Origin of the sequence: Caulobacter sp. AP07 (genome assembly GCF_000281955.1) — a bacterium.
Taxonomy (GTDB): Bacteria; Pseudomonadota; Alphaproteobacteria; order Caulobacterales; family Caulobacteraceae; genus Caulobacter.
In genome coordinates this window covers 31,075-55,202 of the sequence record NZ_AKKF01000203.1, presented here as the reverse complement: position 1 = coordinate 55,202, position 24,128 = coordinate 31,075, and the positions used below count along the sequence as shown (strand labels likewise).

At 70.0% G+C, this 24,128-nt stretch carries 26 protein-coding genes and 2 tRNA genes; 12 read left to right on the top strand and 16 right to left on the bottom strand.

Features of this window, described 5'->3' with window-relative positions; translation table 11 throughout:
- Positions 1-34: 34 nt before the first annotated feature.
- From PMI01_RS18075 to infC, 4 genes are all read right to left on the bottom strand, one after another.
- Complete coding sequence (locus PMI01_RS18075; RefSeq protein WP_007672132.1) at positions 35-1,285, bottom strand: MFS transporter; 1,251 nt, start codon at positions 1,283-1,285, stop codon at positions 35-37.
- A gap of 149 nt (positions 1,286-1,434) precedes the next feature.
- Positions 1,435-3,375: an alpha/beta hydrolase family protein gene (locus tag PMI01_RS18070; RefSeq protein WP_035037016.1), complete on the bottom strand. Its 1,941-nt coding sequence runs from the start codon at positions 3,373-3,375 to the stop codon at positions 1,435-1,437.
- 111 nt (positions 3,376-3,486) lie between these two features.
- Positions 3,487-3,915, bottom strand: coding sequence for a RidA family protein (locus tag PMI01_RS18065; protein ID WP_007672125.1), 429 nt, complete (start codon positions 3,913-3,915; stop codon positions 3,487-3,489).
- 154 nt (positions 3,916-4,069) lie between these two features.
- A complete protein-coding gene (gene infC, locus PMI01_RS18060) occupies positions 4,070-4,591 on the bottom strand; it encodes a translation initiation factor IF-3 (RefSeq protein WP_007672122.1) in 522 nt (173 codons plus the stop codon).
- A gap of 272 nt (positions 4,592-4,863) precedes the next feature.
- Here infC and PMI01_RS18055 point away from each other — a divergent pair, with 272 nt between their 5' ends.
- Positions 4,864-5,463: a YitT family protein gene (locus PMI01_RS18055; protein WP_007672116.1), complete on the top strand. Its 600-nt coding sequence runs from the start codon at positions 4,864-4,866 to the stop codon at positions 5,461-5,463.
- 166 nt (positions 5,464-5,629) lie between these two features.
- Here PMI01_RS18055 and PMI01_RS18050 read toward each other — a convergent pair whose 3' ends face one another.
- Together PMI01_RS18050 and PMI01_RS18045 are read right to left on the bottom strand one after the other, a co-directional pair.
- Entirely contained in the window at positions 5,630-6,601 is a 972-nt protein-coding gene (locus PMI01_RS18050; RefSeq protein ID WP_007672113.1) for a glycosyltransferase family 9 protein, read from the bottom strand.
- A complete protein-coding gene (locus tag PMI01_RS18045; protein ID WP_007672111.1) occupies positions 6,598-7,764 on the bottom strand; it encodes a glycosyltransferase family 4 protein in 1,167 nt (388 codons plus the stop codon). The genes PMI01_RS18050 and PMI01_RS18045 overlap by 4 nt, the downstream gene beginning before the upstream one ends.
- A gap of 56 nt (positions 7,765-7,820) precedes the next feature.
- Between PMI01_RS18045 and PMI01_RS18040 the strand changes: the two genes are divergently transcribed.
- Positions 7,821-8,693: an alpha/beta fold hydrolase gene (locus tag PMI01_RS18040; protein ID WP_007672109.1), complete on the top strand. Its 873-nt coding sequence runs from the start codon at positions 7,821-7,823 to the stop codon at positions 8,691-8,693.
- Positions 8,694-8,702: 9 nt separating this feature from the next.
- Here the strand turns inward: PMI01_RS18040 and PMI01_RS18035 are convergent, their stop codons facing one another.
- The 3 genes from PMI01_RS18035 to PMI01_RS18030 are packed head-to-tail and all read right to left on the bottom strand — an operon-like array spanning position 8,703 to position 10,365.
- Positions 8,703-9,272, bottom strand: a complete 570-nt coding sequence (locus PMI01_RS18035; RefSeq protein WP_007672106.1) for a Fic/DOC family protein — start codon at positions 9,270-9,272, stop codon at positions 8,703-8,705.
- Positions 9,269-9,469, bottom strand: coding sequence for a hypothetical protein (locus tag PMI01_RS27200; RefSeq protein WP_157223809.1), 201 nt, complete (start codon positions 9,467-9,469; stop codon positions 9,269-9,271). Before PMI01_RS27200 ends, PMI01_RS18035 begins: the two co-directional genes overlap by 4 nt.
- Before the next feature lie 35 nt (positions 9,470-9,504).
- Positions 9,505-10,365 (bottom strand): SDR family oxidoreductase, encoded by an 861-nt coding sequence (locus PMI01_RS18030; protein WP_007672101.1) that lies wholly within the window; start codon positions 10,363-10,365, stop codon positions 9,505-9,507.
- Positions 10,366-10,613: 248 nt separating this feature from the next.
- Here PMI01_RS18030 and PMI01_RS18025 point away from each other — a divergent pair.
- The 8 genes from PMI01_RS18025 (at position 10,614) to PMI01_RS17990 (ending at position 17,449) form a co-directional block, all read left to right on the top strand.
- Positions 10,614-10,688, top strand: a tRNA-Gly gene (locus PMI01_RS18025).
- Between the two features lie 46 nt (positions 10,689-10,734).
- Positions 10,735-10,809, top strand: a tRNA-Gly gene (locus PMI01_RS18020).
- 135 nt (positions 10,810-10,944) lie between these two features.
- Entirely contained in the window at positions 10,945-11,550 is a 606-nt protein-coding gene (locus PMI01_RS18015; protein WP_007672095.1) for a hypothetical protein, read from the top strand.
- A 592-nt stretch (positions 11,551-12,142) separates the two neighbouring features.
- Positions 12,143-13,915 (top strand): DUF885 domain-containing protein, encoded by a 1,773-nt coding sequence (locus PMI01_RS18010; protein ID WP_007672094.1) that lies wholly within the window; start codon positions 12,143-12,145, stop codon positions 13,913-13,915.
- 60 nt (positions 13,916-13,975) lie between these two features.
- Complete coding sequence (locus PMI01_RS18005) at positions 13,976-15,148, top strand: alginate lyase family protein (RefSeq protein WP_007672092.1); 1,173 nt, start codon at positions 13,976-13,978, stop codon at positions 15,146-15,148.
- 136 nt (positions 15,149-15,284) lie between these two features.
- On the top strand, positions 15,285-16,217 hold the full coding sequence (locus PMI01_RS18000) for a sugar kinase (protein WP_007672090.1): 933 nt from the start codon (positions 15,285-15,287) through the stop codon (positions 16,215-16,217).
- Between the two features lie 138 nt (positions 16,218-16,355).
- On the top strand, positions 16,356-16,742 hold the full coding sequence (locus PMI01_RS17995; RefSeq protein WP_007672089.1) for a helix-turn-helix domain-containing protein: 387 nt from the start codon (positions 16,356-16,358) through the stop codon (positions 16,740-16,742).
- Positions 16,739-17,449 (top strand): DUF6456 domain-containing protein, encoded by a 711-nt coding sequence (locus tag PMI01_RS17990; RefSeq protein WP_007672088.1) that lies wholly within the window; start codon positions 16,739-16,741, stop codon positions 17,447-17,449. The genes PMI01_RS17995 and PMI01_RS17990 overlap by 4 nt, the downstream gene beginning before the upstream one ends.
- Positions 17,450-17,516: 67 nt before the next feature.
- On the opposite strand, the gene PMI01_RS17985 is transcribed toward PMI01_RS17990, so the two are convergent.
- The 5 genes from PMI01_RS17985 to PMI01_RS17965 all read right to left on the bottom strand — a co-directional run bounded on the left by PMI01_RS17985 (position 17,517) and on the right by PMI01_RS17965 (position 20,551).
- The gene (locus PMI01_RS17985; protein WP_007672087.1) at positions 17,517-17,840 is read right to left on the bottom strand and encodes a hypothetical protein; all 324 of its coding nucleotides are present in this window, start codon (positions 17,838-17,840) and stop codon (positions 17,517-17,519) included.
- Between the two features lie 116 nt (positions 17,841-17,956).
- On the bottom strand, positions 17,957-18,706 hold the full coding sequence (locus tag PMI01_RS17980) for a glucose 1-dehydrogenase (protein WP_007672085.1): 750 nt from the start codon (positions 18,704-18,706) through the stop codon (positions 17,957-17,959).
- Between the two features lie 113 nt (positions 18,707-18,819).
- Positions 18,820-19,113, bottom strand: coding sequence for an ArsR/SmtB family transcription factor (locus PMI01_RS17975; protein ID WP_007672083.1), 294 nt, complete (start codon positions 19,111-19,113; stop codon positions 18,820-18,822).
- A gap of 48 nt (positions 19,114-19,161) precedes the next feature.
- Positions 19,162-19,554: a WapI family immunity protein gene (locus tag PMI01_RS17970; RefSeq protein ID WP_157223807.1), complete on the bottom strand. Its 393-nt coding sequence runs from the start codon at positions 19,552-19,554 to the stop codon at positions 19,162-19,164.
- 49 nt (positions 19,555-19,603) lie between these two features.
- Complete coding sequence (locus PMI01_RS17965) at positions 19,604-20,551, bottom strand: oxygen-dependent tRNA uridine(34) hydroxylase TrhO (RefSeq protein WP_007672074.1); 948 nt, start codon at positions 20,549-20,551, stop codon at positions 19,604-19,606.
- A 78-nt stretch (positions 20,552-20,629) separates the two neighbouring features.
- On the opposite strand from PMI01_RS17965, the gene PMI01_RS27505 reads away from it, so the two are divergent.
- A complete protein-coding gene (locus PMI01_RS27505; RefSeq protein WP_007672068.1) occupies positions 20,630-20,791 on the top strand; it encodes a hypothetical protein in 162 nt (53 codons plus the stop codon).
- Positions 20,792-20,810: 19 nt separating this feature from the next.
- Here the strand turns inward: PMI01_RS27505 and PMI01_RS17960 are convergent, their stop codons facing one another.
- Both PMI01_RS17960 and PMI01_RS17955 read right to left on the bottom strand, forming a co-directional pair.
- Positions 20,811-21,239, bottom strand: coding sequence for a SufE family protein (locus PMI01_RS17960; protein ID WP_007672066.1), 429 nt, complete (start codon positions 21,237-21,239; stop codon positions 20,811-20,813).
- A 67-nt stretch (positions 21,240-21,306) separates the two neighbouring features.
- Complete coding sequence (locus PMI01_RS17955) at positions 21,307-22,170, bottom strand: sensor histidine kinase (protein ID WP_007672064.1); 864 nt, start codon at positions 22,168-22,170, stop codon at positions 21,307-21,309.
- Positions 22,171-22,358: 188 nt separating this feature from the next.
- On the opposite strand from PMI01_RS17955, the gene PMI01_RS17950 reads away from it, so the two are divergent.
- Positions 22,359-24,095, top strand: a complete 1,737-nt coding sequence (locus PMI01_RS17950) for a cell cycle sensor histidine kinase DivJ (protein WP_007672062.1) — start codon at positions 22,359-22,361, stop codon at positions 24,093-24,095.
- The last annotated feature ends 33 nt before the right edge of the window (positions 24,096-24,128 follow it).

The window sequence follows — 24,128 nt, the reverse complement described above, 5'->3', positions numbered from 1 at the left end:
CAAGCGTTAGCGCTGCACGGCGAAGCTGTCGAGCTTAGGCTGTCGCCTTGGCGCGGTGCTCGATCGTCAGGGCGAAGGCGATGGCCGGGATCATCAGCAATGCGCCGAACCAGTAGGGGCCGCCGATCGCCAGGCCGAACAGCGGCCCGGCCAGCATCGGGCCGGCCATGCGGGCCAGCGAGCCGGCGGCCATGTTCAGGCCCAGCATGGCGCCCTGCTTGTCGGGTGGGGTGGCGCGCGAGATCAGGGCGGCGATGCAGGGGAAGACCAGCGACTGGCCGAACGCGGTGAAGCCCACCACCACCGGTACGAAGGCGGCGGTCGGGACGAACGGCGTCACGGCCAGGCTCAGGGCGATGATCCCCAGGCCGGCGGTCAGCACCTTGGCCTCGCCGAACCGCCGCGCCAGCCGGCCGGTGACCAGGCCCTGGCCGACCGAGGCGATGACGCCGATCACCGCGAAGCACAGCCCGACCTGCCGTGGACCCCAGTCGAACCGGGCCTGGGTCCACAGGCCGAAGACCGCCTCCATGCCGGCGAAGGCGGCGGTCGAGATCAGGGTGACCAGCATGACCCGCGACAGCACCGGGTGGGCGACGGCGGCCTGCAGGGCCTCGCGGCGGTGCGGTCGGGGGGCGTCCTTGGCGCTGGGGGCGCGGCTCTCGACCACGAACAGGAAGACCCCCAGGGCGGCGACCGCCGCCAGGACGGCGGCGGTCAGCAGCGGGATCTGGAAGGCCAGGCGGCCGCTTTCGGAATGGCCGAAGACCTTGGCCAGGCCAGGCAGCAGGCCGCCCAGGGTGGGGCCGACCACGAAGCCCATGCCGAAGGCCGCGCCCAGCAGGCCCATGCGCCCGGCCCGCTTTTCCGGCGGGGTGACGTCGGCCATGTAGCCCTGGATGGTCGAGATGTTGCCGGTGGCGCAGCCGCTGACCAGGCGGATCGCGAACGCCCAGCCGATGCTGGGGGCGAAGGCCAGGGCGACATAGCAGAGGGTGTTGGCCAGGATGGTGACGATCAGCACCGGCCGCCGGCCGATGCGGTCGGACAGGCGCCCCCAGAACGGCTCGGCGACGAACTGGCCCAGCGAATAGGCCGAGAACAGCGCCGTCACCTGCCACGGGCTGGCGCTCAGCGACTTGGCGTAAAAGGGCAACAGCGGGATGACCAGCCCAAAGCCCACCAGGTTGATGAACACCACCAGGAGCAGGACATAGAGGGCGCGCGGACTGGCGTCCGGACTCTGCGAGGACGTGGGGGCGGCTGTCGTGGAAAGCGTGGTCATCAGGCCGGGCGGTTTACGCCGGATCGGCCGGTCTGGCGACCGCTATCTGAAATTTCAGGCGGCGGGGCTGGGACACACACGCGCGGCAAGGCCGTGGGTTTCGAGGCGCGAGCCTGTGAGCGCGCGTGTGTCCCCGATCGTCGTCGGCCTTACCGCGGCGGGTTGTTTTTCTCCAGGAAGTCGACCACCGCGGTCAGCATCTGCAGCCGGGTGGCGCCGCGCGACAGCCAGTGGTCCTCGCCGTTCAGGGTGACCAGTTCGACCGGCTTGCCGGCCTTCTTCATGGCGTCGGCCATGATCGTGCTCTGGACATAGGGAACGACGGTGTCGTCCTTGCCATGGATCAGCAGCACGGGGATCTCGACCCTGTCGGCCATCCTGGCCGGCGAGATGGCGGCCAGGTCGGGGTCCTTGACCCCGTCGGCGCCCATGAATTGCAGCCAGTAGCGCAGGGCCGAGTTCTGGCCCGAGCCGAAGCGCTGGTTGCTGTCGATCAGCATGCGCCGCAGGTCGGCCGGACCGGCGATCGAGGCGGCGCAGCGATAGACGCCGCGATCCATCGTCGCCCCGGCCAGGGCGGCGTACCCGCCATAGCTGCCGCCGACGATGCAGACGCGCTTGGGATCGATCACGCCCTGCTTGGCCAGGTGGCGCACGCCGTCCGACAGGTCGGTCTGCATCAGCTTGCCCCACTGGCCGTAGCCGGCCTCGACGAAGTCGTCGCCGAAGCCCTCGGAGCCGCGGAAATTGGGCTGCAGCACCGCGTAGCCGCGCGAGGCCAGGGCCTGGCTCCACCAGTCGAAGCCCAGGGTGTCGCGGCCTTCCGGACCGCCGTGCGGCAGCACCACCAGCGGCAGGTCCTTGGCGTCCCGGCCGCGCGGCAGGGTGAGGTAGCCGGTGATCTTCAGGCCGTCGGCGGCCTTGTAGCTGATCGGCTTGATCTCCGAGACGTGCTCGGGCTTGAGGTTCTGGTAGATATCGCCCAGCCAGCGCGCGCTCTTGGCGTCGAGATCGACCAGGGCGTAGGCCGGACCCAGGGTCGGCGAGTCGACCTGGACCACGATCTTGCGCCGGTCGTCCGACCACGAGGCCAGCGACACCTGGTCGCCGGGGAACGCCTTGAGCACGGCGTTCCAGCTGGCCTGGGCCTTGGTGTCGAAGAAGGTGTAGCGGCGCTCGTCGCCGACCAGGCTGAAGGCCCCGATCATCCGCGAACCGTCCGGCGCCATGATGGCGCTGTCATAGGCCTCGCTGCCCGGCACCACGACATGGGCGCCGTCCGGCGTGTATTCGCGCAGCAGGGGCTTGGAGCCGTCTTCGTCGCGCATCCAGACCAGCACGGACTTGCCGTCGCGGCCCATGCCGCGCACGCCGTAGGAGCCCATCTTCGAGACGGCTTTCTCGACCGTCGTCCAGCCGCCGTTCGGATTCTTGATCTTCAGGCTCCAGGCGCCGAGTTTCTGGTCGTAGAGCGACTGCGCCAGCGGCTGGCCTTCAGGCGAGACCAGCCAGTCGTCGGTGTCGGCAGAGCCGCCGGTGCTCAGCATCCGGGTGACGCCGGTCTTCAGGTTGATCCGGTAGAGCGTGTTCCAGCCGCTGCCGTCGTAGAAGTGTATCCCCTCGACGAAGGCGTAGGGCACGCCGTCGATGAACCGCACGTCCGGCGACTCCAGGACGATGTTCATCGCGTCTTCCTGGCCATTCATCAGCATGGTCTGCTTGCGGGTGACCAGGTTGAAGTCGAAGCCCATCAGGTATTCGCGCTTGGGACCGGACAGGCCCCAGACCTGGCTGGCGCTCGAGGTGGTGATCAGCACGTGCTCGGTCCCGGCCCATTGCAGGCCCCGCAGCTTGCTGTCGCCGAAGTTCATGGCCGAGAGCAGCTTGCCGCCCTCGGTCGCCTCGCGGATCAGCATCATCCGCTTTTCGCCGTCGGTGACGGCGATGGCGAGAAGCTTGCCGTCCGGCGAGATTTCGACCTGCTCCAGGCTCGGCAGGCCGCCATACAGCGAGAGGGGCGGGGCGGCCGCCTTGGGTTCGGCGGCGACGGCCGCCCCGGCCACGGCGAGGCAAACCGCCGTCGCCGCCATCCAACGTAGAAACACGCGCCAACTCCCCCGAAGCTGGCGTCAGACTAGCAAAGCTTGGCTGTGTGTCGAGCTTTCGGTGGTCGTGGAAGTCGCGGGCGCGGGGCCGGGGCCCTAGGCGTGGACCGCGGCGGTGGCCTCGATCTCGAACAGCATCCCGTCCAGGGCCAGGCGTGGAACGGGGATCAGGGTGCAGGTCGGGGCCGGCGCGCCCGCCAGGGCGCGGGCCAGGCGCTCGCCGAAGATCGCCAGGCGATCGTGGTCGTGGTCGACGATCAGCACCGTCAGCTTGACCACGTCGGCCAGGGTCGCGCCGGCGTCGGCCAGGGCGGTCTCGAGGTTGGCCAGGGCCTGTTCCACCTGGGCGGCGAAGTCGGCGACCAGGGCGCCGTCCCGCGTCTCGCCGCCCTGGCCCGCCACGAAGACCAGCCGGGCGCCCGGCGCGACGACGCCGAGGTGGGAATAGCCGTTGGGAGCCGGGTCATAGAGGCCCGGCGGGTTGCGCAGGGCGAAGGCCGGCGCGCGGGCGGGGGGCGAGGTCATGGGACGTCCTGTTCTTGTCGCGCCGCCGGGGAGGGCGGCAGGGCTTAGATAGGACGAGCCGGCCCCGGCGCTCGTGACATCCGTTCCGCCGCAAAGAAAAACGCCCCGGCGCGGGGCCGGGGCGTTCTGCATGTCGTGGCTTGAAAGCCCGAGTCTAGCGCGGGGCCAGGATCATGATCATCTGGCGGCCTTCCATGCGCGGCTCGTACTCGACCTTGGCGATTTCGTCGAAGTCGGCCTTGACCTTCAGCAGCAGCTTCATGCCCAGCTCGGGGTGCGCCATTTCACGGCCGCGGAAGCGCAGGGTCACCTTGACCTTGTCGCCCTCCTCGAAGAACCGCGTCATCGACTTGGCCTTCACGTCGTAGTCGTGAATGTCGATGTTGGGGCGGAGCTTGATTTCCTTGAGCTCGACGATCTTCTGCCGCTTGCGGGCCTCGTTCTTCTTCTTCTGCTCCTGGAACTTGAACTTGCCGTAGTCCAGGATCTTGCAGACGGGAGGGTTCGCGTTGGGAACGATCTCGACCAGGTCCAGGCCTGCTTCCTCGGCCGCTTCGAGGGCGGCGGAAATCGGCATCTCGCCTTGCTTCTCGCCATTCTGGTCGATCAGCAGGACGCGAGGGACGCGGATGTCATCGTTGATACGCGGACCATCCTTGACGGGCGGCGTTTGCATAGGACGGCGAATAGGGCGGCTCCGGTATTGTTTAAGGGCTTTTGCGCCCGGACCTGTTGATCCGGGAGCGTATCGTTGAATGAGTTCGCGCGGCGCCCAGGGGACACCGCGTTCGCGCATTGATATATGACGAAGGAGTCCCGCGCTATCAAGGCGCATGCGCACCAGACGCCCGCCTTATTACGGCAAGGGCGCGCCGGAGGCGGGGCCGGGGAGCGAAACGTTCGGCGTGGGCCGGCCTCCCTCTCCAGTCGCGATCCATTTATCCCGTCATGTCCGCCGCCCGCCACACGCCCATCGAAGACGTCCACGCCCTGCTGATCGGGACCAGTTTCATCGCCGTGGGCCTGACCCTGCTGAAGGCCGCCGGCCTGGTGACCGGGGGCGTGGCCGGGGTGGCGCTGATCGTCTCCTACCTGACCCACTGGCCGGTCGGGGTGGTGTTCTTCCTGCTGAACATCCCGTTCTACGTGCTGGCCCAGCGCACCCTGGGCTGGGTGTTCACCGGCAAGACCCTGGTCACCAACCTGCTGCTGATGGCCCTGGCCTGGGGCATGCCGCACTGGCTGAAGGTGACGGGCGTCGACCCGGTGTTCGCCGCGGTGTTCGGCGGCACGATCATCGGCATGGGGATCCTGGCCCTGGCCCGGCACAAGTCCAGCGTCGGCGGCGTGGGGGTGCTGGCGCTCTATCTGCAGGAGCGGCGGGGGATCAGCGCCGGCAAGGTGCAGATGGCCGCCGACTGCCTGGTGGTGATCGCGGCCTTCGCGGTGATCGACTGGGACAAGCTGCTGCTGTCGATCCTCTCGGCCGTGGCGCTCAGCGTGGTGATCATCGCCAACCACAAGCCCGGGCGGTACGAGGGGTATTGAGGTTTAACGCTTGAGAGCCCTGTCCCTCCCCCTTGCGGGGAGGGTGGCGGCGAAGCCGACGGGTGGGGGATCGGCGCAGGGCGTTTGACGCAGCAGGCCCCACCCGACCTCCTTCGGAGGCCACCCTCCCCATGAAGGGGAGGGACGTACTTTTAGGACGGCCGCCTCAGCGCGGCAGCAACGAGATCGCCGCGCTGGCCACGGTGCTGACCGGCAGGGCCTTGAGGTCCGGCGAGCGGATCACCGCCACATGGCCGCGCGGGCCGCACAGCTCGGGGTCCGAGGCGTCGGAGAACAGCGCGATGGTCGGGGCTCCGGCCGCCGCCAGCAGGTGGGTCGGGCCGGTGTCGTTGCCGACCACCAGGGCGGCTTTGGCGCCCAGCACGGCCAGTTGGGCGAAGTCGGTGCGGCCGGTCAGGTCGCGGGCCTGGCCGACGGCCTTCTGGATCTGGCGGGCCATGGCGCTTTCCTGCGGGCCGCCGATGACCACGATGTCCAGCCCGCGCGCCTTCAGAAGCGCGGCCAGCTGGGCGTAGCTCTCGACCGGCCAGCGCTTTTCGGGCCGGTGGGCCGAACCGCCGGGCACCAGCAGCACGTAGGGCTTGCTGGCGGTGGCGCCGGCCACCGGCCGGGCCTCCTTGGTGCGGCGCAGGATCCACGACAGGTCCGGCGGCGGGGCGCTGCCGGGCTCGGTAGGCGCGTCGGGCCAGATGCCGGCCTGCTTCAGCTGGTCGGCCTGGCGCTCCAGGGTGTGCATGTGCAGCCGGGCCTTGCCGCGTTGGGGCAGGGCGCAGCCGGCGGCGATGCCCGACCACTGCGGCGGGAACGGCCGCAGGGCCTGGAAGTACCAGTTGGTGCGGCTGTTGGTCTGCAGGTCGTAGACCCGATCGTAGCGCGCCTTGCGCAGCCGGCCGAGCATGGCGGTCAGGTCGCCGAAGTCGCCCGGCCGGCCGTCGGTCTCGACGGTGTTGAAATAGGGCGACAGCTTGGCCAGGGCCTCGAAGGGCGGGGTGGTCAGCAGGGTGATCTTGGCGCGCGGATGGGCTTCGCGAATCTTCTTCATCGCGGCCAGGGCCAGAACGAAATCGCCGAGGGCGCCCAGCTTGATCACCAGGACCTTCTTGATTTCCTTGCTCAACTCTTCGTCTCCAGAACGCGTGCGTAGACCTTGAGCGTTGCTTCGACCATCGCGTCAACCGAATACAATTTGCGGGCCCGAGCCCGCGCCGCCATGCCCATCACCTGGCGGCGCGCCGCGCCCGCCTCGCAGGCGTTGGACAGCGCCTCGGCCCAGGCTTCGGGGTCGCCCGGCTTGACCAGCCAGCCGGTGTCGCCGTTGAGCACGGTCTCGCGCGCCGCGCCGTGGTCGGCGGCCAGGACGGGCTTGCCCATCACCTGCGGCTCGACCGCCGTGCGGCCGAAGGCCTCGGGCTCCAGCGAGGGGGCGATGGCGATGTCAGCGACCAGATAGGCGGCCGGCATGTCGTCGCAATGGCCGACCAGCTTGACGCTGTCCTCCAGCCCCGCCTGGGCGATCATCCGCTCCAGCTCGGCGCGATAGGCCTTGCGGCCCTGGTCGTCGCCGACCAGCAGCAGCAGGATGCGGGCGTCGTCGACCGCCTTCAGCCGGGCCATGGCCTCGATGACCAGGGCCTGGCCCTTCCAGCGGGTCAGCCGCCCGGCCAGCAGCACCTTCAGGCGGCGGTCCTCGGACGACACGCCCCAGGCGTCGCGCAACGCCTTGACTCGTTCGGCCGAGACCAGGCCGGGCTCGAAACGGGTCAGGTCAACGCCGCGCGGGATGGCCACCACCTTGTCGGGCGAAATGCCATGTTCGGCGATGACGTGGGCGCGGGTGAACTCGGAATTGGCGATCACCAGGTCGCCCTTGGTCATCACCGCGTTGTACCAGCGCTTGAGGTTGGACTTGGCGTTGTAGACCCCGTGATAGGTGGCCACGAACGGCGTCCTGGTGGCGTGCGCCGCCCACAGGGCGCTGAAGGCGGGGGCGCGCGAACGGGCGTGGACCAGGCTGACCTTCTCGCGGCGGATCAGGTCGACCAGCCGGGCGGCGTTGCCCAGCATGATCAGCGGGTTCTTGCTCTGGGCCGGCATCTGGGCCAGGCGGCCGCCGTCGGCTTCCAGCCGCGCGGCCATGCGGCCGCCCTTGGTGGCGACCAGGGCCTTGCCGCCCTCGGCGATCACGCCGTGAGCCACGTCGATCGTCGTCTGCTCGGCTCCGCCCGTTTCAAGCTCGGGGGTCACCTGCAGAAGCGTGAAATCGTCGGGAAGAATGGACACGCGTTGCTCTAACCAGGTTAGGGGGTCGTAGTTACCGAAATGAACGAGGCCGCGCCATGACCGATTCCCCCGAATACCTGGTTCGTAGCGACAATCGGCGGCTGGCGTTTCGCGTGGTCTCCGGAACCCAACCCACCGTTGTGTGGCTGGGCGGATTCCACTCGGACATGGCCGGGACCAAGGCCCAGGTCCTGGCCGATCAGGCCCAGGCGACCGGCGGCGGCTATCTGCGCTTCGACTATTTCGGCCACGGCGAGTCGGACGGCGACTTCGCCGAAGGCACGATCAGCCGCTGGCGCGAGGACGCCCTGGCGGTGATCGACGAACTGACCGAAGGGCCGCTGGTGCTGGTCGGCTCGTCGATGGGCGGCTGGCTGGCCTGCCTGGCCGCCATCGCCCGGCCCGACCGGGTCAAGGCCCTGGTGCTGGTCGCGCCCGCCCCGGACTTCACCGAGAAGCTGATGGAGCCCGAACTCTCCGACGCGGCCCGGGCCGCCATCGCCCGCGACGGGTTCTGGACCCGGCCGTCCGAGTATGACGACGGCGGCTACGCGATCACGCGCGAACTGCTGGAGGACGGGGCCCGCTGGTCGATCCTGCCGGGGCCCGTGCCGATCGACGCGCCGGTGCGGGTCCTGCAGGGCGGCGCCGACCCCGACGTGCCGTGGACCCACGCCCTGGAACTGGCCAACGCCCTCACGTCCGACGACGTGGTCTTCACCCTGGTCAAGGACGGCGACCACCGGCTGTCGCGGCCCCAGGACCTGGAGCGGCTGGTCGCGGCTGTGGCCGAGGCGCGGAGCCTGGTCGAACTGGACGGCGAGGGCGACCTCGTCGCCCGCCGCCTGGCCCGCGCCGCGCGGATTCGTGGCGCGCCGAACCTGGAGGCCCTGGCCCCGGCGCCCTGGGCGAGCGCGGAGGAGGAGTAGGGCCGTATTCTAGACGCTCGCGGCGCGCGCGATTGCTTCGGCCATGAACCGATAGTCTCCATCGTGCGCCGCGCGTGACGCCGTCAGCCAGCCGGTTGGAGACAGCCGTGAAAGATCGAGCGGATGCCCAGCCCGTAGCGCCAATCCATCGAGATACTGCAACTGGGTCCGGCCATTGCCGTCCCGAAACGGATGCACGTAGTTCAGATCGCCGATGATCGCGCTGGCCGCCTCGGCGAAGGCCGGCCGTTCCAGGCCGCGCAGGAAATCCGCCGCCACAAGCCGCCGATGGATATCGGCCACGCCGACCGCGATGAAGCGACGAAATTGAAACTGATGACCCTCCTTGGCGATCTCGACGGTCCTGATCTCGCCAGCCCAGTCGTAGATGTCCTGGAAGAGATGGCGATGGATGGCGCGCAGGTGGACCAGGTCGAAGCGACCCGTTGGCGCGCCTTCGGCGATGCGCTGCGTCACCAGGCGACGTTCGATCTGATCCAGCCGGTCGGCGTCAAAAATGCCAAGTTTATTTCTAAGAATGGGCAGGGTCGGGTGGAGGTACGGGTCTCGTCCGTTCACTCCGCCGCCAGCGGCGTCACCGCCGCGAGAATATGGGCCAGGCGGCGATCGTGGGGCCAGGCTTCGCGCTCGAACATCTCGAACATCGCGACGTCTTCCGGCGACAGCGGATTGCCCTCGATCTCCTGCGACCGCATGGCGCCCAACCGCCGACGGCGCGCTTCATCGACCTCGGCGGGAGAGAGGCGGGCTTTCATGGAGCAAAGATAGCCGAAAAGCCGGATGAGCGCACCTAACCCCCGCCCTTGAGGATCGCCGCCAGCCCCTCGCGATAGGTCGGATACTTCGGCCGCCAGCCCAGCTCGGCCTTGGCCAGGGCGTTCGAGACGCGCTTGTTCTCGGCGTAGAAGCGGCGGGTGGCGGGCGACAGGCCCAGTTCGTTGAACGGCAGGTCGGGCGGCACGGCCACGCCCAGCAGGCCGGCGGCGTGCTCCATGACGTCCTGCGGCGGGGCCGGCTCGTCATCGCACAGATTGTAGACGCCGCCGGCCCGGGGCTGGTCCAGCGAGGCCAGCAGGCCCGAGACGATGTCGTCCAGGTGGATGCGGCTGAACACCTGGCCCGGCTTGACGATGCGGCGGCCCTCGCCGGCCCGCAGACGGTCCAGGGCGCTGCGGCCGGGGCCGTAGATGCCCGGCAGGCGGAAGGTGGCGACGGTCAGGCCCATGCCGCGTCCCACCTGGCGCCAGTCGCGCTCGGCCCCGACCCGGCGCGCGCCCTCGACCGACTGGGCCTTGAGGGGGCTGCTCTCGAACACCCAGCGGCCTTCGAAGTCGCCATAGACGCCGGTGGTCGACAGGTAGCCGATCCAGTCGGGAAAGGCCTGGGCGGCGGCCAGGGCGGGGATCACCGCCTCCAGGCCCGGGCAGCCGTCGGCGGTGGGCGGGGCGGTGATCAGCACGGCGTTGACGCCGGTCAGGGCGGCGGTCATCGCTGCGCGGTCGTCGGCGTCGACCGCCTCGATCCCCAGGGCGCGCAGGGCGACCGCGCGATCGGCGTCGCGCGCCGTGGCGGCGACGGTCCAGCCCCTCTGCATCACGGCCGAGGCGAAGGCCTGGCCGACATAACCCAATCCGAACACGAACAGACGCAAAACGCTCAAGTCCCCGAAATGCCCGCAGGAATGAGCGGGTAAAACGCAGGCTTGTGCAAGAAGAAGATCCTCCTCCCGCGTGCGCGGCTGGGGACAGGCCCATGGGCCTGTCCCCGACTGAGGGGCGCGCGTCTTTCGCGTTGTCCACAGTGACTCGCCGCAACCCGCCTCAGACCGCTTGCCAACCGCAAGGCGCTCTGCCATAAGCCGCCTCCTCGTCGCGGGGCGCTGTTTCAGCCCTCGCCGATGCGGGCGTAGCTCAGTGGTAGAGCACAACCTTGCCAAGGTTGGGGTCGAGAGTTCGAATCTCTTCGCCCGCTCCATTCTCCGGTTTTCGGGGGGTGGAACGAGACCCAGAATATCCCGGATGCGGGCGTAGCTCAGTGGTAGAGCACAACCTTGCCAAGGTTGGGGTCGAGAGTTCGAATCTCTTCGCCCGCTCCAATTTTCTCCCCAGAATTTGAAGCGTGACGCATCCGGTGGGCTCTTGGTAGCTTTACGGGAACCCGGCACGCGGCTCGCCGTTCCTGATCGGCGATCCTCTGCGCGGGGTGGGTGATACGCGGGGACTGGGCCGACATGACACAGATGGACCTTGGGCGGACCCGCGTGGTGGGCGTGACGATGATCGCGATGGTCTTGGCCCTGACGGGCGCGGCGCAGGCCCAGGACCGGGCCCAGTATCCGATCAAGAAGCCCGCGAGCGCTCCGCCCCCCGCCCAGACCCCCGACAAGAAGCCCGACGACCCGGACAAACCCGCCGAGGGGTGGATGGCCGAAACCCGCAAGAAGTCCGTCGAGATCGGCACCCAGCCGGCGCGCGACGTCGGCGTCATGAAGCGCGAGATTCCGCCGATCCTGGATAAGGCGCGAGAGGACCCCTACAGCCTCAAGGGCCTGAAGACCTGCAAGCAGCTGGCGGCCGAGGTCACCGACCTGAACCTGGTGCTGGGCCCGGACTACAAGGTCGGCAACGAGGTCCGGGAGAACAAGGCGGGCAAGCTGGCCGAGGCCGGCGGCAAGAGCGTGATCAACGCCATCATCCCGTTCCGCGGCGTCGTGCGCGAACTGACCGGCGCGGCCCCGGCCGACCGCCGCCTCAACGCCGCGCTCGACGCGGGCTACGCCCGGCGCGGCTTCCTGCGCGGGGTGCACGCCAAGCAGGGGTGCAGGACGACGTTCTAGGGCGGGCCGCTCAAGCCCTCATGCCCGATGGGGAGGTCCGCTTCCGGGGCCGGGGTCCATGTCGACCTTCGCCCCTTAGCGGACTCGCAACCTTGAGGGCGCAAGTTCGCGGTCATGAAGCTGAGCCTCGCCCTTATTGCGCTGACCGCTATGGCGGTCGCTAGCTGCGGTAGGCCGCAGGCCCCCGCTTCACCTGCCTGGGTGTCGGAGAAATTCGACCTTCTAAAGCGGCTCGGAATCGACCCGAGCGTGGACCTTGTGGAAGCTGCCAACTACCACTGGAGCTGGACGTCGCGTCGTGAAGTCGTGGCGGGGAGCTATCGCTGTCCGATCGGCAGTTCTGTGGACGTGTCTCGCAGTATCGTTGTCGTGCGCTCGCCTTCGTCGCAGGCTTGTCGTGGGCCTGGCGGCAACGCCGTCCAGACGTTGAAGGTGCTCCCGGACGGGTCGGCTGAGCCGCTGGGTGGCGAGGGCGCTTAGCCACCCGTTGCCGACATTGCGAATGACAGCCGCCCGGCAAGAGCGCGCCGCGAGTTGGGCCGAGCTCCGATTCCTGCTCTAACCCCGCCCTAGAACCTGCGGGGAGTTTCCGATGTCCAAGCGCGTCCTTCTGGGCCTGGCCCTGGCGATGCTGTTGAACGGCGCGGCCGTCGCCGCCGCGCCCAGCGTCGCCGCCACGAGTGCTTCGGGGCGGCTGGCCCAGGCGGTCAAGGCCTATGAGGCGTCCGGGGCGGGCGAGGATGACGGCGAGGGCGGGGCGGACGAGGCCTCGCGCTTCCGCTTCCCGCCGGTCGGGCCCCAGGCCGACGCCGCGCGCAAGGTCCAGCTGACGGCAGCGCGCCAGGCGCTGGACGGCGTCGACCTGGCCGCCCTGAGCGCCGACCAGCGTCTGACTCACGCCATCCTCAAATGGAGCCTGGACGAGCGGCTGGAGGGGCTGTCGTTCGACGAGGCGCGGATGCCGTTCAGCACCGACGGCGGCTTCGACGTCATCCTGCTCTACCGCGCCAACGGCATGCACCTGAAGAGCGAGGCCGAGGCGAAGGCCTGGATCGGCCTGCTGGCCCAGACGGGCGACTGGTACGCGGCCAACATCGCCAATGCCCGTCGCGGGGTGGCCGACGGCTTCGTCCAGGCCGCGCCGACCGCCCAGGCGGTGCTCGACCGGGCCCGCCGCACGGCGGCCACGCCGGTGGGCGACGAGCCGCTGCTGGCCCCGTTGCGCGACCTTCCCGTCGCCATCCCGGCCGAGCGCCGCGCCGCCCTGCTGGCCGAGGGGACCAAGGTGCTGGCCGACAAGGTCGCCCCGGCCCGGGCCAGTTTCGTGACCTTCCTGGAAACCGAATACCTGCCGCACGCCGCCAGGAGCCTGGCCGCCTCGGACCTGCCCGACGGCCGGCGCTACTACGCTTTCCTCGTGCGCCGCCACACCACCACGACCATGACCCCGGACCAGATCCACGCTTTGGGCCTGTCGGAGGTGGCGCGCATCCGGGGGCGGATGGAGGTCGTGATGAAACAGGCCGGCTTCCAGGGCGACCTGCCGGCCTTCATCGCCTTCCTGCGCAAGGATCCGCGCTTCTACGCCACCAGCCGCCAGCAGCTGCTGGAAAAGGCCAGCGAGATCGCCAAGCGGGCCGACGACCAGCTGCCGGCGCACTTCGGGACCCTGCCGCGCCTGACCTACGGCGTGCGGCCGGTGCCGGCCAGCATCGAGCAGGGCTACACCACCGGCCGCTACTTCGGCGGCGACCCCAAGACCGGCCGGGCCGGCGGGCTGATGATCAACACCTCGGCGCTGGACCAGCGGCCGCTGTACGAGCTGCCGGCCCTGGTGCTGCACGAGGGCGCGCCGGGCCACCACATCCAGACCTCCCTGGCCCAGGAGCAGGTCGGCGTCCCGGACTTCCGCAAGAGCGTCTATTTCAACGCCTATGGCGAGGGCTGGGGGCTGTATTCGGAGTGGCTGGGCGAGGAGATGGGCATCTATCGCGACCCCTATGAGCTGTTCGGGCGGCTGTCCTACGAGATGTGGCGGGCCTGCCGGCTGGAGGCCGACACCGGCCTCCACGCCAAGCACTGGACGATGGACCAGGCCCGGGCCTGCTTCACCGACAACACCGCCCTGTCGCCGACCAATATCGAGGTCGAGCTGGCGCGCTACGTCTCCTGGCCGGGCCAGGCCCTGGCCTACAAGGTCGGCGAGCTGAAGCTCCTGGAGCTGCGGCATCGGGCCGAGACGGCCCTGGGCGACAGGTTCGACGAGCGGGCCTTCCACGACGCGGTGCTGCTGAACGGCTCGCTGCCGCTGGCGGTGCTGGAGGCCAAGATCGACACCTGGATCGCGGCGCGGAAAAAAGGGTAGAGCGCCGGCCCGCTTCGGCGTCACATCCGCCTCCATCGAAGCCTGCGAGGTCGATCCGACATGAACCGACGGGATTTCTGCGCGGGCGCGGCCCTGGTCGCGACGGCGACCGGTTTTTCGGCCCAGGCGGCCGCCCGGCCGGCGATCGACCTGAAGGCGATCGACCGGGTGCGGGTGCTCGCCGCCGCCGACCGCTATCTGGGCGAGCCCGCCGTCACCATCACCGCCTTCGACGCGCCGCGCAGTCCCGCCGGGCGCAACGACTACTATTCGGAGGCCGACTACTGGTGGCCCGACGCCGCCAACCCGACCGGGCCCTACATCCGGCGCGACGGCTTCTCCAACCCGGAGAAGTTCGTCGCCCACCGCGAGGCGGTGATCCGCCTGGGCGTGCAACTGCCGGCCCTGGCCGCGGCCTGGAAGATCACCGGCCAGGCGCGTTACGCCGAGCACGCCGAGACGCACCTGGCGGCCTGGTTCGTCACCCCCGCCACGCGGATGAACCCCAACCTGGACCACGCCCAGGCGATCATCGGCGTCAACACCGGGCGCGGGATCGGCGTCATCGACACCCTGCACCTGGTGGAGGTGGCGCGCGCCGTCAGCGTTCTGCGGGGCGGGCGGACGGGGCAGGGGGTCTACGCCCCGGTCGCCGCGTGGTTCGCCGAGTATGTGACCTGGATGACCACCTCGCCCAACGGCGTCGAGGAGCGCGACCAGAAGAATAACCACGGCACCTGCTGGGCGCTGCAGGCCGGCGAGTTCGCGCGGCTAACCGACGATCACGCGGTCATGGACGTGGCGCGCGGTCGCCTGAAGACCTTGATTCCGGGGCAGATCGCGCCCGACGGCGCCCAGCCCCTGGAGCTGGCCCGGACCAAGCCCTACGGCTACTGCCTGTTCAATCTCGACGTGCTGGCCGCCTCCGCCCACGTGCTGTCGACGCCCGGCGAGGACCTCTGGCGCTACAAGGGCCAGGCCGGCGGTTCGATCGCCGACGCCCTGGCCTACATGGCCCCGTTCATCGCCGACAAGGCCTCGTGGACCCGGCCGCCCGACGTCGAGGCCTTCGCCGGCTGGCCGGTCCGCCAGCCCAGCCTGCTGTTCGGCGGCCTGGCGCTGGACCGGCCGGACTACCTGGCGATCTGGCGCAAGCTCGACCCGGACCCCATCGAGAACGAGATCATCCGCAACTATCCGATCCGCCAGCCGGTGCTGTGGTTCGAGGGTTAGGGCCCCCTCAGTCGCTCCGCGACAGCTCCCCCAGAGGGGGAGCATCTGCACCGCGTAGATCCTCCCCCTCTGGGGGAGGTGGCCCGGAGGGTCGGAGGGGGGTATCACCGCGCCAAATAAACAGGGGACTCACCACATGGCGCGCATCACCGTCCTGGGCGAATGCATGGTCGAGCTGTCGCCCGAGGGCGAGGGCCTGCATCGGATGGGCTATGCCGGCGACACCTTCAACACCGCCGTCTACCTGGCGCGGCTGGGCGACGCGGTGGCCTACTGCACGGCGCTGGGCCAGGGCGACCCGTTCAGCGAGGGCGCTCTGGCCGCGATGCGGCGCGAGGGGCTGGACACGGCCCTGGTGCGCGAGGTCGAGAACCGCCTGCCCGGCCTCTACGCCATCGTGCTGGACGAGGCCGGCGAGCGCCACTTCCACTATTGGCGCGAGCGGGCCCCGATCCGCGACCTGTTCTCGCAGCACACCGCCGACCAGCTGATCGCCGCCGCCAAGGCCAGCGACCTGGTCTATCTGTCGGGCGTCACCCTGGCGGTGATCGGCGACATCGGCCGGGCCCGGCTGAAGGACATCCTGGCCTATGTCCATTCGCTGGGCGTGGCCGTGGCCCTGGACTTCAACTACCGCCCGGCCCTGTGGTCCAGCCCGCAGGCCGCGCGGGAGGCGCTGGACGGCGTCGTGCCGTCGTGCCGCTACATCTCGCTGAGCAGCGAGGACAGCCGGCCGCTCTATGGCCGCGAGGCCGAGGACCTGGCCGCCGAATGGGCCGCCGCCGGGGCCGAGGTGGTGGCGCGCGACGAGAGCCACGCGGTCAATGTCCACACGCCGCCCTTCCAGGGGTTGGGCGGCCGCATCGCCACCCCCGCCCCGCAACGGGTCAAGGCGCTGGACACCACCGGCGCCGGCGACAGCTTCAACGCCGCCTACCTGGCCTCGCGCCTGGCCGGACTGCCCGTCGAGACCGCCGTGGCGCGCGGCCACCAGCTGGCGGCGGCGGTGGTGACCTGCAAGGGCGCGATCATCCCCACCGCCTCCATGCCCGTTTGGACGCGGGGATAGACGGGGGTCACGCCCTGCACAATCAAAGGTTTATATTCCTACTAGACGCGCATAATAGGAAAGTTATCCTCTACCCAGGAATATCGGCCTAGGCTGATGTCAGCGGCGTCGTTGGGACGCCGACCATTGGGGGGTGGCATGATCGCTCAAGCTCTCGAGGATATCTGGGCGATCACGCCCGACCCGCGCCGTGACCGGTTGGCCGCGGCCTTCGTCACCCACACCGTGGCTCTGGCCACGGGCGTCTCGCCGGCCGAGATCGCCGGCCATGGCCGGTCCAGCAAGGCGGCGGCCCGGGCCCGGCAGATCGCCATCTACCTGGCCCACGTCAATTTCAACTGGCCGCTGCTGCGGGTGGCTTTCGCCTTCAACCGCGACCGCACGACCTGCGGCCATGCCTGCCACCGCATCGAGGACATGCGCGAGGACGCCGCCTTCGACGCCCGGATGAGCGTGCTGGAGGCCTGCGTGAAACAGGCCCCCGAGACCTTTCCCGGCCTGACCGACCTGGGGGTGAGACGATGAGCGGCGTCTTCGAGCGGGCGCTGGAGGCCGAGCGCCTGGCGAGCCGGGCGGCGCGGCTGCTGCAACGGCCGGGGGCGCTGATCGAAGTCAAGGGCCTGGGCTATGTGGTCCGGTTCGGGCCGCGCCATCGGGCCATGCTGACCGTGGACGAGGCGGCCTTCCGGGCGCTGGCCCGCGAGCCGGGGCTGGTCCTGCGGCGCGAGGGCGGATGGCGTCTGGCGCGGGCGCCGTCCGAAGCGCCGCCGCCGGGACGGCCGGGGGTGATCGAGGGCGAGCGGCTGGTGCTGGAGGACGGCGGCGTCCCCGTGGCGCTGAAGGCCAATCTGGGCGAGTCGCCCCTGGCCTGGCTGGCCCGGCGGGGCGGCCTGGCGCCGGTCGAGGCGGCGGCCGGCGAGCGGCTGCGCGAGGATTTCCAGAAGGCCGGGACGGTCGGCCGCCTGACCATGAACTGGGACGCCCAACCGCGCTCGGGCGGCGGCGGGGAGCGGCTGGAGCCGGCGCTGCGGGCGAGAGCGGCCAAGGACCGCATCGCCGCGGCGCTGGCAGCCGTGGGGCCGGGGCTGCGGGAGATTCTCGAGCGTGTGTGCCTGGCCGAGACGGCGCTGCAGGCGGCGGAGCGCGAGCTGGGCCTGCCCCGGCGGGCCGGAAAGACGGTGCTGAAGCTGGCGCTTCAGCGGTTGGCGACGCACTACCGGATGGCGGTCTAGACAGTGCTCCCCTCCCTCCCCATGAAGGGGAGGGAAGAGCAAAGGGGCCTAGCGCTTCAACTCAGCCCTACCGCCGCAGCTGGCTGCCGAGGAAGGTCCAGGCGGTGGTGGCCGCGGCGATCGCCGGAGCGCGGGTCCGGCGGTTGATCAGCAGGGCGGCGACCACGCCGGCCCCGACCAAGGCGAGGGCGATAGGGACCCTGCGGCCGGCCAGGGTGATCTTGCCCTCGGCGTCGGGCGTCAGGGCGTAGTCGGCGGGCGGGGCGGGCGCATAGGAATGGGTCGGTATGGCCTTGTGGCCCAGCAGGCCCGAGACCTTGTCGGAGAGGTTGGCCAGCAGGCCCTGCCGCGCGGCGGCGGGCGTGCCGTAGGAGGCGTCATAGGCGGCCATGGGAGAGGCTCCTTGCAAAGGGGTGAGCCTCGATAACGCGGTGTGGGGGCGGATGATCCCATCTCCCACCGTCGTCACCCCCCGAACAAGTCGGGGGATGACGGTTTTTGTGGACCCTAGCGCAGGCCGCCCGAGGCGAGGATCACCTCGCCGGTCAGCCAGCCGGAATCGGCCGAAGCCAGGAACACCGCGACCGGGGCGATGTCGTCCGGCTGGCCCATGCGGCCCAGCGGGGTCTGCGAGGTCAGGTGCTTTTCGAAGTCGCTGCCGATGATGCCCATGGCGTGGACGCCCTCGGTCTCGACCGCGCCGGGGCTGATGGCGTTGACCCGGATCTTGCGCGGGCCCAGTTCCTTGGAGAGCACGCGGGTGATGGCGTCCACCGACGCCTTGGTGGCGGTGTAGGTCGCGGTCTCGGGCAGGTTCATCGACACAGCGCCCGAGCTGATGTTGATGATGCTGCCGCCCTCGGGGTTGAAGTGGCGGGCGGCCTCCTGGGTGGCCAGCAGCAGGCCCAGGACGTTGGTGTTGAACTGGCGGTGGAACTCGTCCTCGGTCACGCCGTCCAGCGGCGCGAACTGGTAGACGCCGGCGTTGTTGACCAGCACGTCCACCGGGCCGAACGCGGCCTTGGTCTCCGCGAACAGCCGCGTGACGTCGGCGCCTTTCGACACGTCACCCTGGACAGCCAGGGCCTTGCCGCCGGCGGCGACGATCTCGGCCACCACCTTGTCGGCGCCCTCGCGGCTGGAGGCGTAGTTGACCACCACGGCCGCGCCTTCCGCGGCCAACGCCTTGGCGATGGCCGCGCCGATACCCTTGGAAGCGCCGGTGACCACGGCGGTCTTGCCTGAAAGCTTGCTCACTTGAACTCTCTCCTTCGCCCCAGGCTTCAATGTCTGAGTGGCGTTGGTTCGATAGTTAGATGATCATCGAAGTGATTCAAGGCGTCGACCGGCGACGAAATGTGCGACCGGCTTCAGATTTCGGCGAGCTGGGCGAGGTAGGCGTTCAGGACGTCGCGTTGCAGCACCAGGAAGGCGAACTTGCCCTCGCGGACGATCTGGATCAGGCCCGCGCCCTCCAGTTCCTTCATGTGGTGCGACAGGGTGGCGGCGCTGATCGGGTGGGCCTGGGCGAGACAGCCGCACGGCGTCGGCTCGGCGTTGGCGCCGATCTCCCGCAGGATCTGGACCCGGCGAGGCTCGGCCAGCGCCTTGGCGATCAGGGTGATCTGTCGCTCGCTGAGGGTGACGGGGGCGGTCGAGGCCATGGCTTTCATATGAGGGGACGGGGCGGGGTTGGCAAATCCCGACGCCGATCAGCCCTCCTCGCCGCGATGCGGGAAGCGAGCCAGCTGGGTGCGCAGTTGACCGGCGGCGATCATCAGGTTTGGGCCGACCGGGATATCGAAGCCCGGGCGACGTCCGCTCGCCTTCGCCCAGGCCGGCGCGCTCTCCGCCCAGAAACTGACCCGGATCGTTGCGGTGTTCAGGCGCTCGAACGTCAAGTTTGGCTCGACGATATCGACCCAATCCGTGGTCGGGACGCCGCTGACAAGGGCTTCCAGCCAATGGATCAAGCGGGCGACTTCGAAGGTGTCGAGGCTGGGATCCTGGAATGTCCATTCGCGGTCGTCCAGGCGGACCTCGCCGCGAACGATCAGCCAGTCGTCCTCGGTCGCGCGTGGAAACTGATAGCCGGCGATGGTCATGCGAAACCGCGAGCGGCCGTTTTCCAGAACCATGGGATCGGGCCCGGTGTCATTCATCGCGGGCGCTCGCGGACTCCATCACCGCCCCCACATGCGCGATGCCCAGTTCCCGCGCCCGCGCCGCCTGGCGGTGGCGTTCGGCGTAGCGGGCCTTGGCCTCTTCGTCGCGTTCGTCGTGGCAGGCGGGGCAGGCGACGCCTTCGACATACAGTGGCGAGGCGCGATCCTCGGGCCCGACCGGCCGGCGGCAGCCCCGGCACAGGCCGTGCGTGCCCGGCGCCAGGCCATGGCCCACCGCCACCCGCTCGTCGAACACGAAGCATTCGCCGCGCCACAGGCTCGCCTCGGCGGGGGTGGTCTCCAGGTAGTTGAGGACGCCGCCCTTCAGGTGGAAGACGTCCTCGACGCCCTCGCTCATCAGGAAGGCGGTCGACTTCTCGCAGCGAATGCCGCCGGTGCAGAACATCGCCACCTTGGGCGGCGGGACGGCCGGGTCCCAGGTCTGGCGGAAGGCGCGGAACCAGGCGGGGAAGTCGGCGAAGCTGGCGGTCCCGGGGTCGATCGCGCCCTCGAACGTGCCGATCGCCGCCTCGTAGGCGTTGCGGGTGTCGATCACCACCACATCGTCCCGGGCGATCAGGGCGTTCCACTCGGACGGCTCGACATAGGCGCCGGCCCGGTGGGCCGGGTCCAGCTCGCCCACGCCCAGGGTGACGATCTCGCGCTTGATCCGCACCTTCATGCGATGGAATGGCAGGGTGTCGGCGTCGGCGAACTTCAGTTCCAGGGTCTGGCAGCCGGGCAGGGCGCGGATATGGGCCAGCACCGCGTCGATCGCCGCGGGCGGACCGGCGATGGTGCCATTGATCCCCTCGCGGGCCAGCAGCAGGGTGCCCTTGACGCCCAGGCCGCAGCACAGCTTCGCCAGCGGTCCCTGGATCGCGGCCGGGTCCTCGAAGGTGGTGAAGCGATAGAGGGCGGCGACGCGGAAGCTCATCGGCTCGCCAATAGGCCGTGACGGGCGCATTCTCAAGCGGGGCCGGAACTCTTGGCCAAACTCGGCGGTTTAGTCGCCATGAGCATCCTGATCGTCGTCGTCGTCGCCCTCGTGCTGCTTGGCCTGGCGCTCTATGCAGTCCAGCGCAGCCCCATTCCGTCGCCGGTCAACTGGCTGATCCAGCTGGTGCTGATCGCCATCGCCATCTGGTTCATTGGGACGCGGGCGGGGTTTTTCTAGACCTCTCCGCCGTCATCGGTCAGGCGGCCAGCGCCCCGGCGTCCCGCTGGATCCGCGCCACCATGGCCTTCAGGCCGTTGGAGCGTTGCGACGACAGCGCCTCGGACAGGCCCAGCCGGGCCATGGCGGCGGCCGCGTCGAACGTGGCGATGTCCCTGGCCGGACGGCCCGAATACAGCCGCAGCAGGATGGCGATCAGGCCGCTGACGATGTGGGCGTCGCTGTCGCCGCGGAACAGCACCGTCCCGTCGGCCTGGGGCTCGGTGACCAGCCACACCTGGCTGGCGCAGCCGCGCACCTTGTTGCCCTCGGAATGCTCGGCCTCGGACAGGGGCGCGAGGTCCTTGCCCAGCTCGATCACGTAGCGATAGCGCTCTTCCCAGTCGCCGAGGAGTTCGAACTCTTCGGCCAGTTCGTCGAGGGCGGCGTCGATGGGACGTTGTTGCATGGCGCGGACTTAGTGCGCGGCTGTCGAAAGGGAAAGCCGGTTTGGCGATTATAGCGCGTCTCGCGCCTCAGGGCCGTCCCCGCGACAGGGTTTGACGCGCCTGGGCTTCCGGCAGGGTGACGATGGCGGTGAAGCCATGGCCGGGCGTCGATTTCAGCCGCAGGGTCCCGCCCATGGCCCGGGTCAGCAGGTCGACGATGGGCAGGCCCAGCCCCGCGCCTTCCGTCGAGCGGGTCAGGGTGCTGCCGCCCTGCTCGAACGGCCGGATCAGGCGGCCCAGGTCGGCCGGGTCGACGCCGTCGCCATGGTCGCGCACCTCGATCTCGACCATGGCCCCGCCGATCTGGCGGGCCTCGACGACGATCAGTCCGCCCTGCGGCGAATGGGTGACGGCGTTCTGCAGCAGGTTGGTCAGGATGGTGCGCAGGCCCCGGCCGTCGGCCCGCAGGCTGGGCAGGGTCCCGACCTCGGGGGCGACGATGCTGACGCCGCGCGCGCTGGCCTCGGCGCGCAGCTGGAGGATGACGTTCTCGACCGCCTCGTCCAGGTCCTCGACGCCGAGGTCCAGGTCGGTGACGTGGCCTTCCAGCCGGGCGATCTCGACGATCTGGTTGACCAGCCGCAGCAGCTTCAGGCCGCTCTCGTGCACCAGGGCGGCGTATTCCTTGTACTGCGGCGCGCCCAGGGGGCCGTACAGCTCGCAGGACAGGATCTCGGAAAAGCCGATCACCGCGTTCAGCGGCGTGCGCAGCTCGTGGCTGACCATGCGCAGGAACGAGCGTTTCTGGTCGTCCAGGGCCTGCTTGCGCCGCGCCCGCGCGGCCGCGCGCCGGAAGGTGGCGGTCTGCGACATCGATCCCAGCTCGGCGCCGGCGCTTTCGCGGGGCGATTCGGCCTGGGCCGATACATCGGTGGTCGCCAATGGCGGCATGCGGGACTCCCGGACCTTCTGTCCGTCAACTCAATGGTTCACTTTGAACCAAGGCGCTTACGAATCCGTTTCCGTCCACAAGAAGCGCTGGCGTTAACGATCGCGCGCCGATTGTGCGGCCTTGGGCGAGGGGCCGGGTCGCGTTAAGCTTTGACGACGAAGAGCAACGACAAGGGATTCTCGCGGCCTTGCCCAGTGACGGCGCCCAGTTCCTGTCCGGTCGGCCGACGCCTTCGACGGCGAGCCTCGGCGCGGCGCGTCTGTGGCGGCTGGGCTGGCTGGCGGCGGTGACGTTCGCGGCCGGCGCGGCGGCCTTCACGCCCGGCGTCATCGGCGTCCATGTCTGGCTGGCCCTGATGGCCGGCGCGATCCCGGCCCTGGCGGCCCTGGCCCTCGGCGAGCGGCAGGACGAGCGCCTGCAATCGCTGGTCCTGGTGTTGTGGGCCACCTGTGGCGCGGGCGCGGCGGTGGTGACCGGCGGGGTGTCGGGGGCGATGAGCGCCTGGATCCTGGCCCCGGTGGCGGCGGCCTCGACCCTGTCCTCGCCCCGGCGCCTGGCCGAGGGCGCGACCCTGGCCCTGATCGGCGGGGCCGTGGCGGCCCTGACCCAGCTTTCCGGCCTGGCCCCGCCCGCCCCGACCGGTCCCCTGGCCTTCATCCTCGGCTTCCTGTCGGTGGCCACCGTCGGCGTCGGCCTGGCCGCCGGCCTGATCCTCACCCACCGCTGGGCCGGCGAGCGCGACAGCCGCCAGATGGGCGAGCTCAACACCTTGCAGACCCTGGTGGACGGCGCGCCGCAGCTGCTGCTGGTGATCGCCAGCCACGGCCGGATCAAGACCGTGCGCGGCGCCGCGCCGCGCGGGGTGGAGTCGCTGAGCCTGGTCAACGAAGGCCTGGCCTCGGCCGCCGTGGCCAGCGACCGCCAGAAGGTCAGCGCCGCCCTGGGCGCGGCCCTGGACGACGGCGAGGCCAGCGTCACCTTCGCCCCGCTGCTGGACCCGGCCCGCACGGTCTGCCTGGAGCTGCGCCAGGTCTCGCCCGACCTGCTGGTCGGGGTGATGCGCGACGCCACCTTGGAGCGGGCCCGCGAGACCGCCCTGCAGCAGGCCCGGGCCGAGGCCGAGGGCCTGGCCGCCGGCCGCGCCCGCTTCCTGGCCAATATGAGCCACGAGCTGCGCACGCCGCTCAACGCCATCATGGGCTTCTCCGACATCATGCGCGCGCGGATGTTCGGGCCGCTGACCGACCGCTACGGCGAATATGCCGAACTGATCCATGAATCCGGCGGCCACCTGCTGGACCTGATCAACGACGTGCTCGACATGTCGAAGATCGAGGCCGAGCGCTTCGAACTGACGCGCGGCGAGTTCGACGCCCGCGAGGCGGTGACGGCGGCCATGCGGCTGCTGCGCGTCCAGGCCGACGCGGCCGGGGTGCAGCTGCGCGGCGTGCTGCCGCCGAACGAACTGGAGGTCGACGCCGACCGCCGGGCCCTGAAGCAGATCGTGCTGAACCTGGTGTCCAACGCCCTGAAGTTCACGCCGCGCGGCGGCCAGGTGACGGTCACCGCCGACGGCCATGACGGCGAGTTCGAACTGGTGGTGGCGGACACCGGCGTCGGCATCAGCCCGGAAGACCTGGAACGCATCGGCCGGCCCTACGAACAGGCCGGCGGTGTCGATCAGCGGGCCAAGGGCACAGGCCTGGGGCTCTCCCTGGTGCGGGCCTTCGCCAGGCTGCACGGCGGCGAGATGAACATCGAAAGCCGCCTGGGCGCGGGCACCAGCGTCTCGGTGCGGATGCCGGTGCTGATCAAGGCCCTACAGCCGCCGATGGCGCCGCCGCTGCTGGAGCCGGCCCCGGAGGCTGAACCGGAAGATCCGTTTCTAGGGCCGAACGTGATCAAGTTCGCGCCGCCGCGTTAGGTCCGGACTTGCCCCCACCTGACCGCTTCGCGG

Coding starts and splice junctions, on each gene's coding strand:
- PMI01_RS18075 (WP_007672132.1), bottom strand. CDS start 1,285: ATGACCACGCTTTCCACGACAGCCGCCCCCACGTCCTCGCAGAGTCCG.
- PMI01_RS18070 (WP_035037016.1), bottom strand. CDS start 3,375: ATGGCGGCGACGGCGGTTTGCCTCGCCGTGGCCGGGGCGGCCGTCGCC.
- PMI01_RS18065 (WP_007672125.1), bottom strand. CDS start 3,915: ATGACCTCGCCCCCCGCCCGCGCGCCGGCCTTCGCCCTGCGCAACCCG.
- infC (WP_007672122.1), bottom strand. CDS start 4,591: ATGCAAACGCCGCCCGTCAAGGATGGTCCGCGTATCAACGATGACATC.
- PMI01_RS18055 (WP_007672116.1), top strand. CDS start 4,864: ATGTCCGCCGCCCGCCACACGCCCATCGAAGACGTCCACGCCCTGCTG.
- PMI01_RS18040 (WP_007672109.1), top strand. CDS start 7,821: ATGACCGATTCCCCCGAATACCTGGTTCGTAGCGACAATCGGCGGCTG.
- PMI01_RS27200 (WP_157223809.1), bottom strand. CDS start 9,469: ATGAAAGCCCGCCTCTCTCCCGCCGAGGTCGATGAAGCGCGCCGTCGG.
- PMI01_RS18015 (WP_007672095.1), top strand. CDS start 10,945: ATGACACAGATGGACCTTGGGCGGACCCGCGTGGTGGGCGTGACGATG.
- PMI01_RS18010 (WP_007672094.1), top strand. CDS start 12,143: ATGTCCAAGCGCGTCCTTCTGGGCCTGGCCCTGGCGATGCTGTTGAAC.
- PMI01_RS18005 (WP_007672092.1), top strand. CDS start 13,976: ATGAACCGACGGGATTTCTGCGCGGGCGCGGCCCTGGTCGCGACGGCG.
- PMI01_RS18000 (WP_007672090.1), top strand. CDS start 15,285: ATGGCGCGCATCACCGTCCTGGGCGAATGCATGGTCGAGCTGTCGCCC.
- PMI01_RS17995 (WP_007672089.1), top strand. CDS start 16,356: ATGATCGCTCAAGCTCTCGAGGATATCTGGGCGATCACGCCCGACCCG.
- PMI01_RS17990 (WP_007672088.1), top strand. CDS start 16,739: ATGAGCGGCGTCTTCGAGCGGGCGCTGGAGGCCGAGCGCCTGGCGAGC.
- PMI01_RS17985 (WP_007672087.1), bottom strand. CDS start 17,840: ATGGCCGCCTATGACGCCTCCTACGGCACGCCCGCCGCCGCGCGGCAG.
- PMI01_RS17975 (WP_007672083.1), bottom strand. CDS start 19,113: ATGGCCTCGACCGCCCCCGTCACCCTCAGCGAGCGACAGATCACCCTG.
- PMI01_RS17970 (WP_157223807.1), bottom strand. CDS start 19,554: ATGACCATCGCCGGCTATCAGTTTCCACGCGCGACCGAGGACGACTGG.
- PMI01_RS17965 (WP_007672074.1), bottom strand. CDS start 20,551: ATGAGCTTCCGCGTCGCCGCCCTCTATCGCTTCACCACCTTCGAGGAC.
- PMI01_RS27505 (WP_007672068.1), top strand. CDS start 20,630: ATGAGCATCCTGATCGTCGTCGTCGTCGCCCTCGTGCTGCTTGGCCTG.
- PMI01_RS17960 (WP_007672066.1), bottom strand. CDS start 21,239: ATGCAACAACGTCCCATCGACGCCGCCCTCGACGAACTGGCCGAAGAG.
- PMI01_RS17955 (WP_007672064.1), bottom strand. CDS start 22,170: ATGCCGCCATTGGCGACCACCGATGTATCGGCCCAGGCCGAATCGCCC.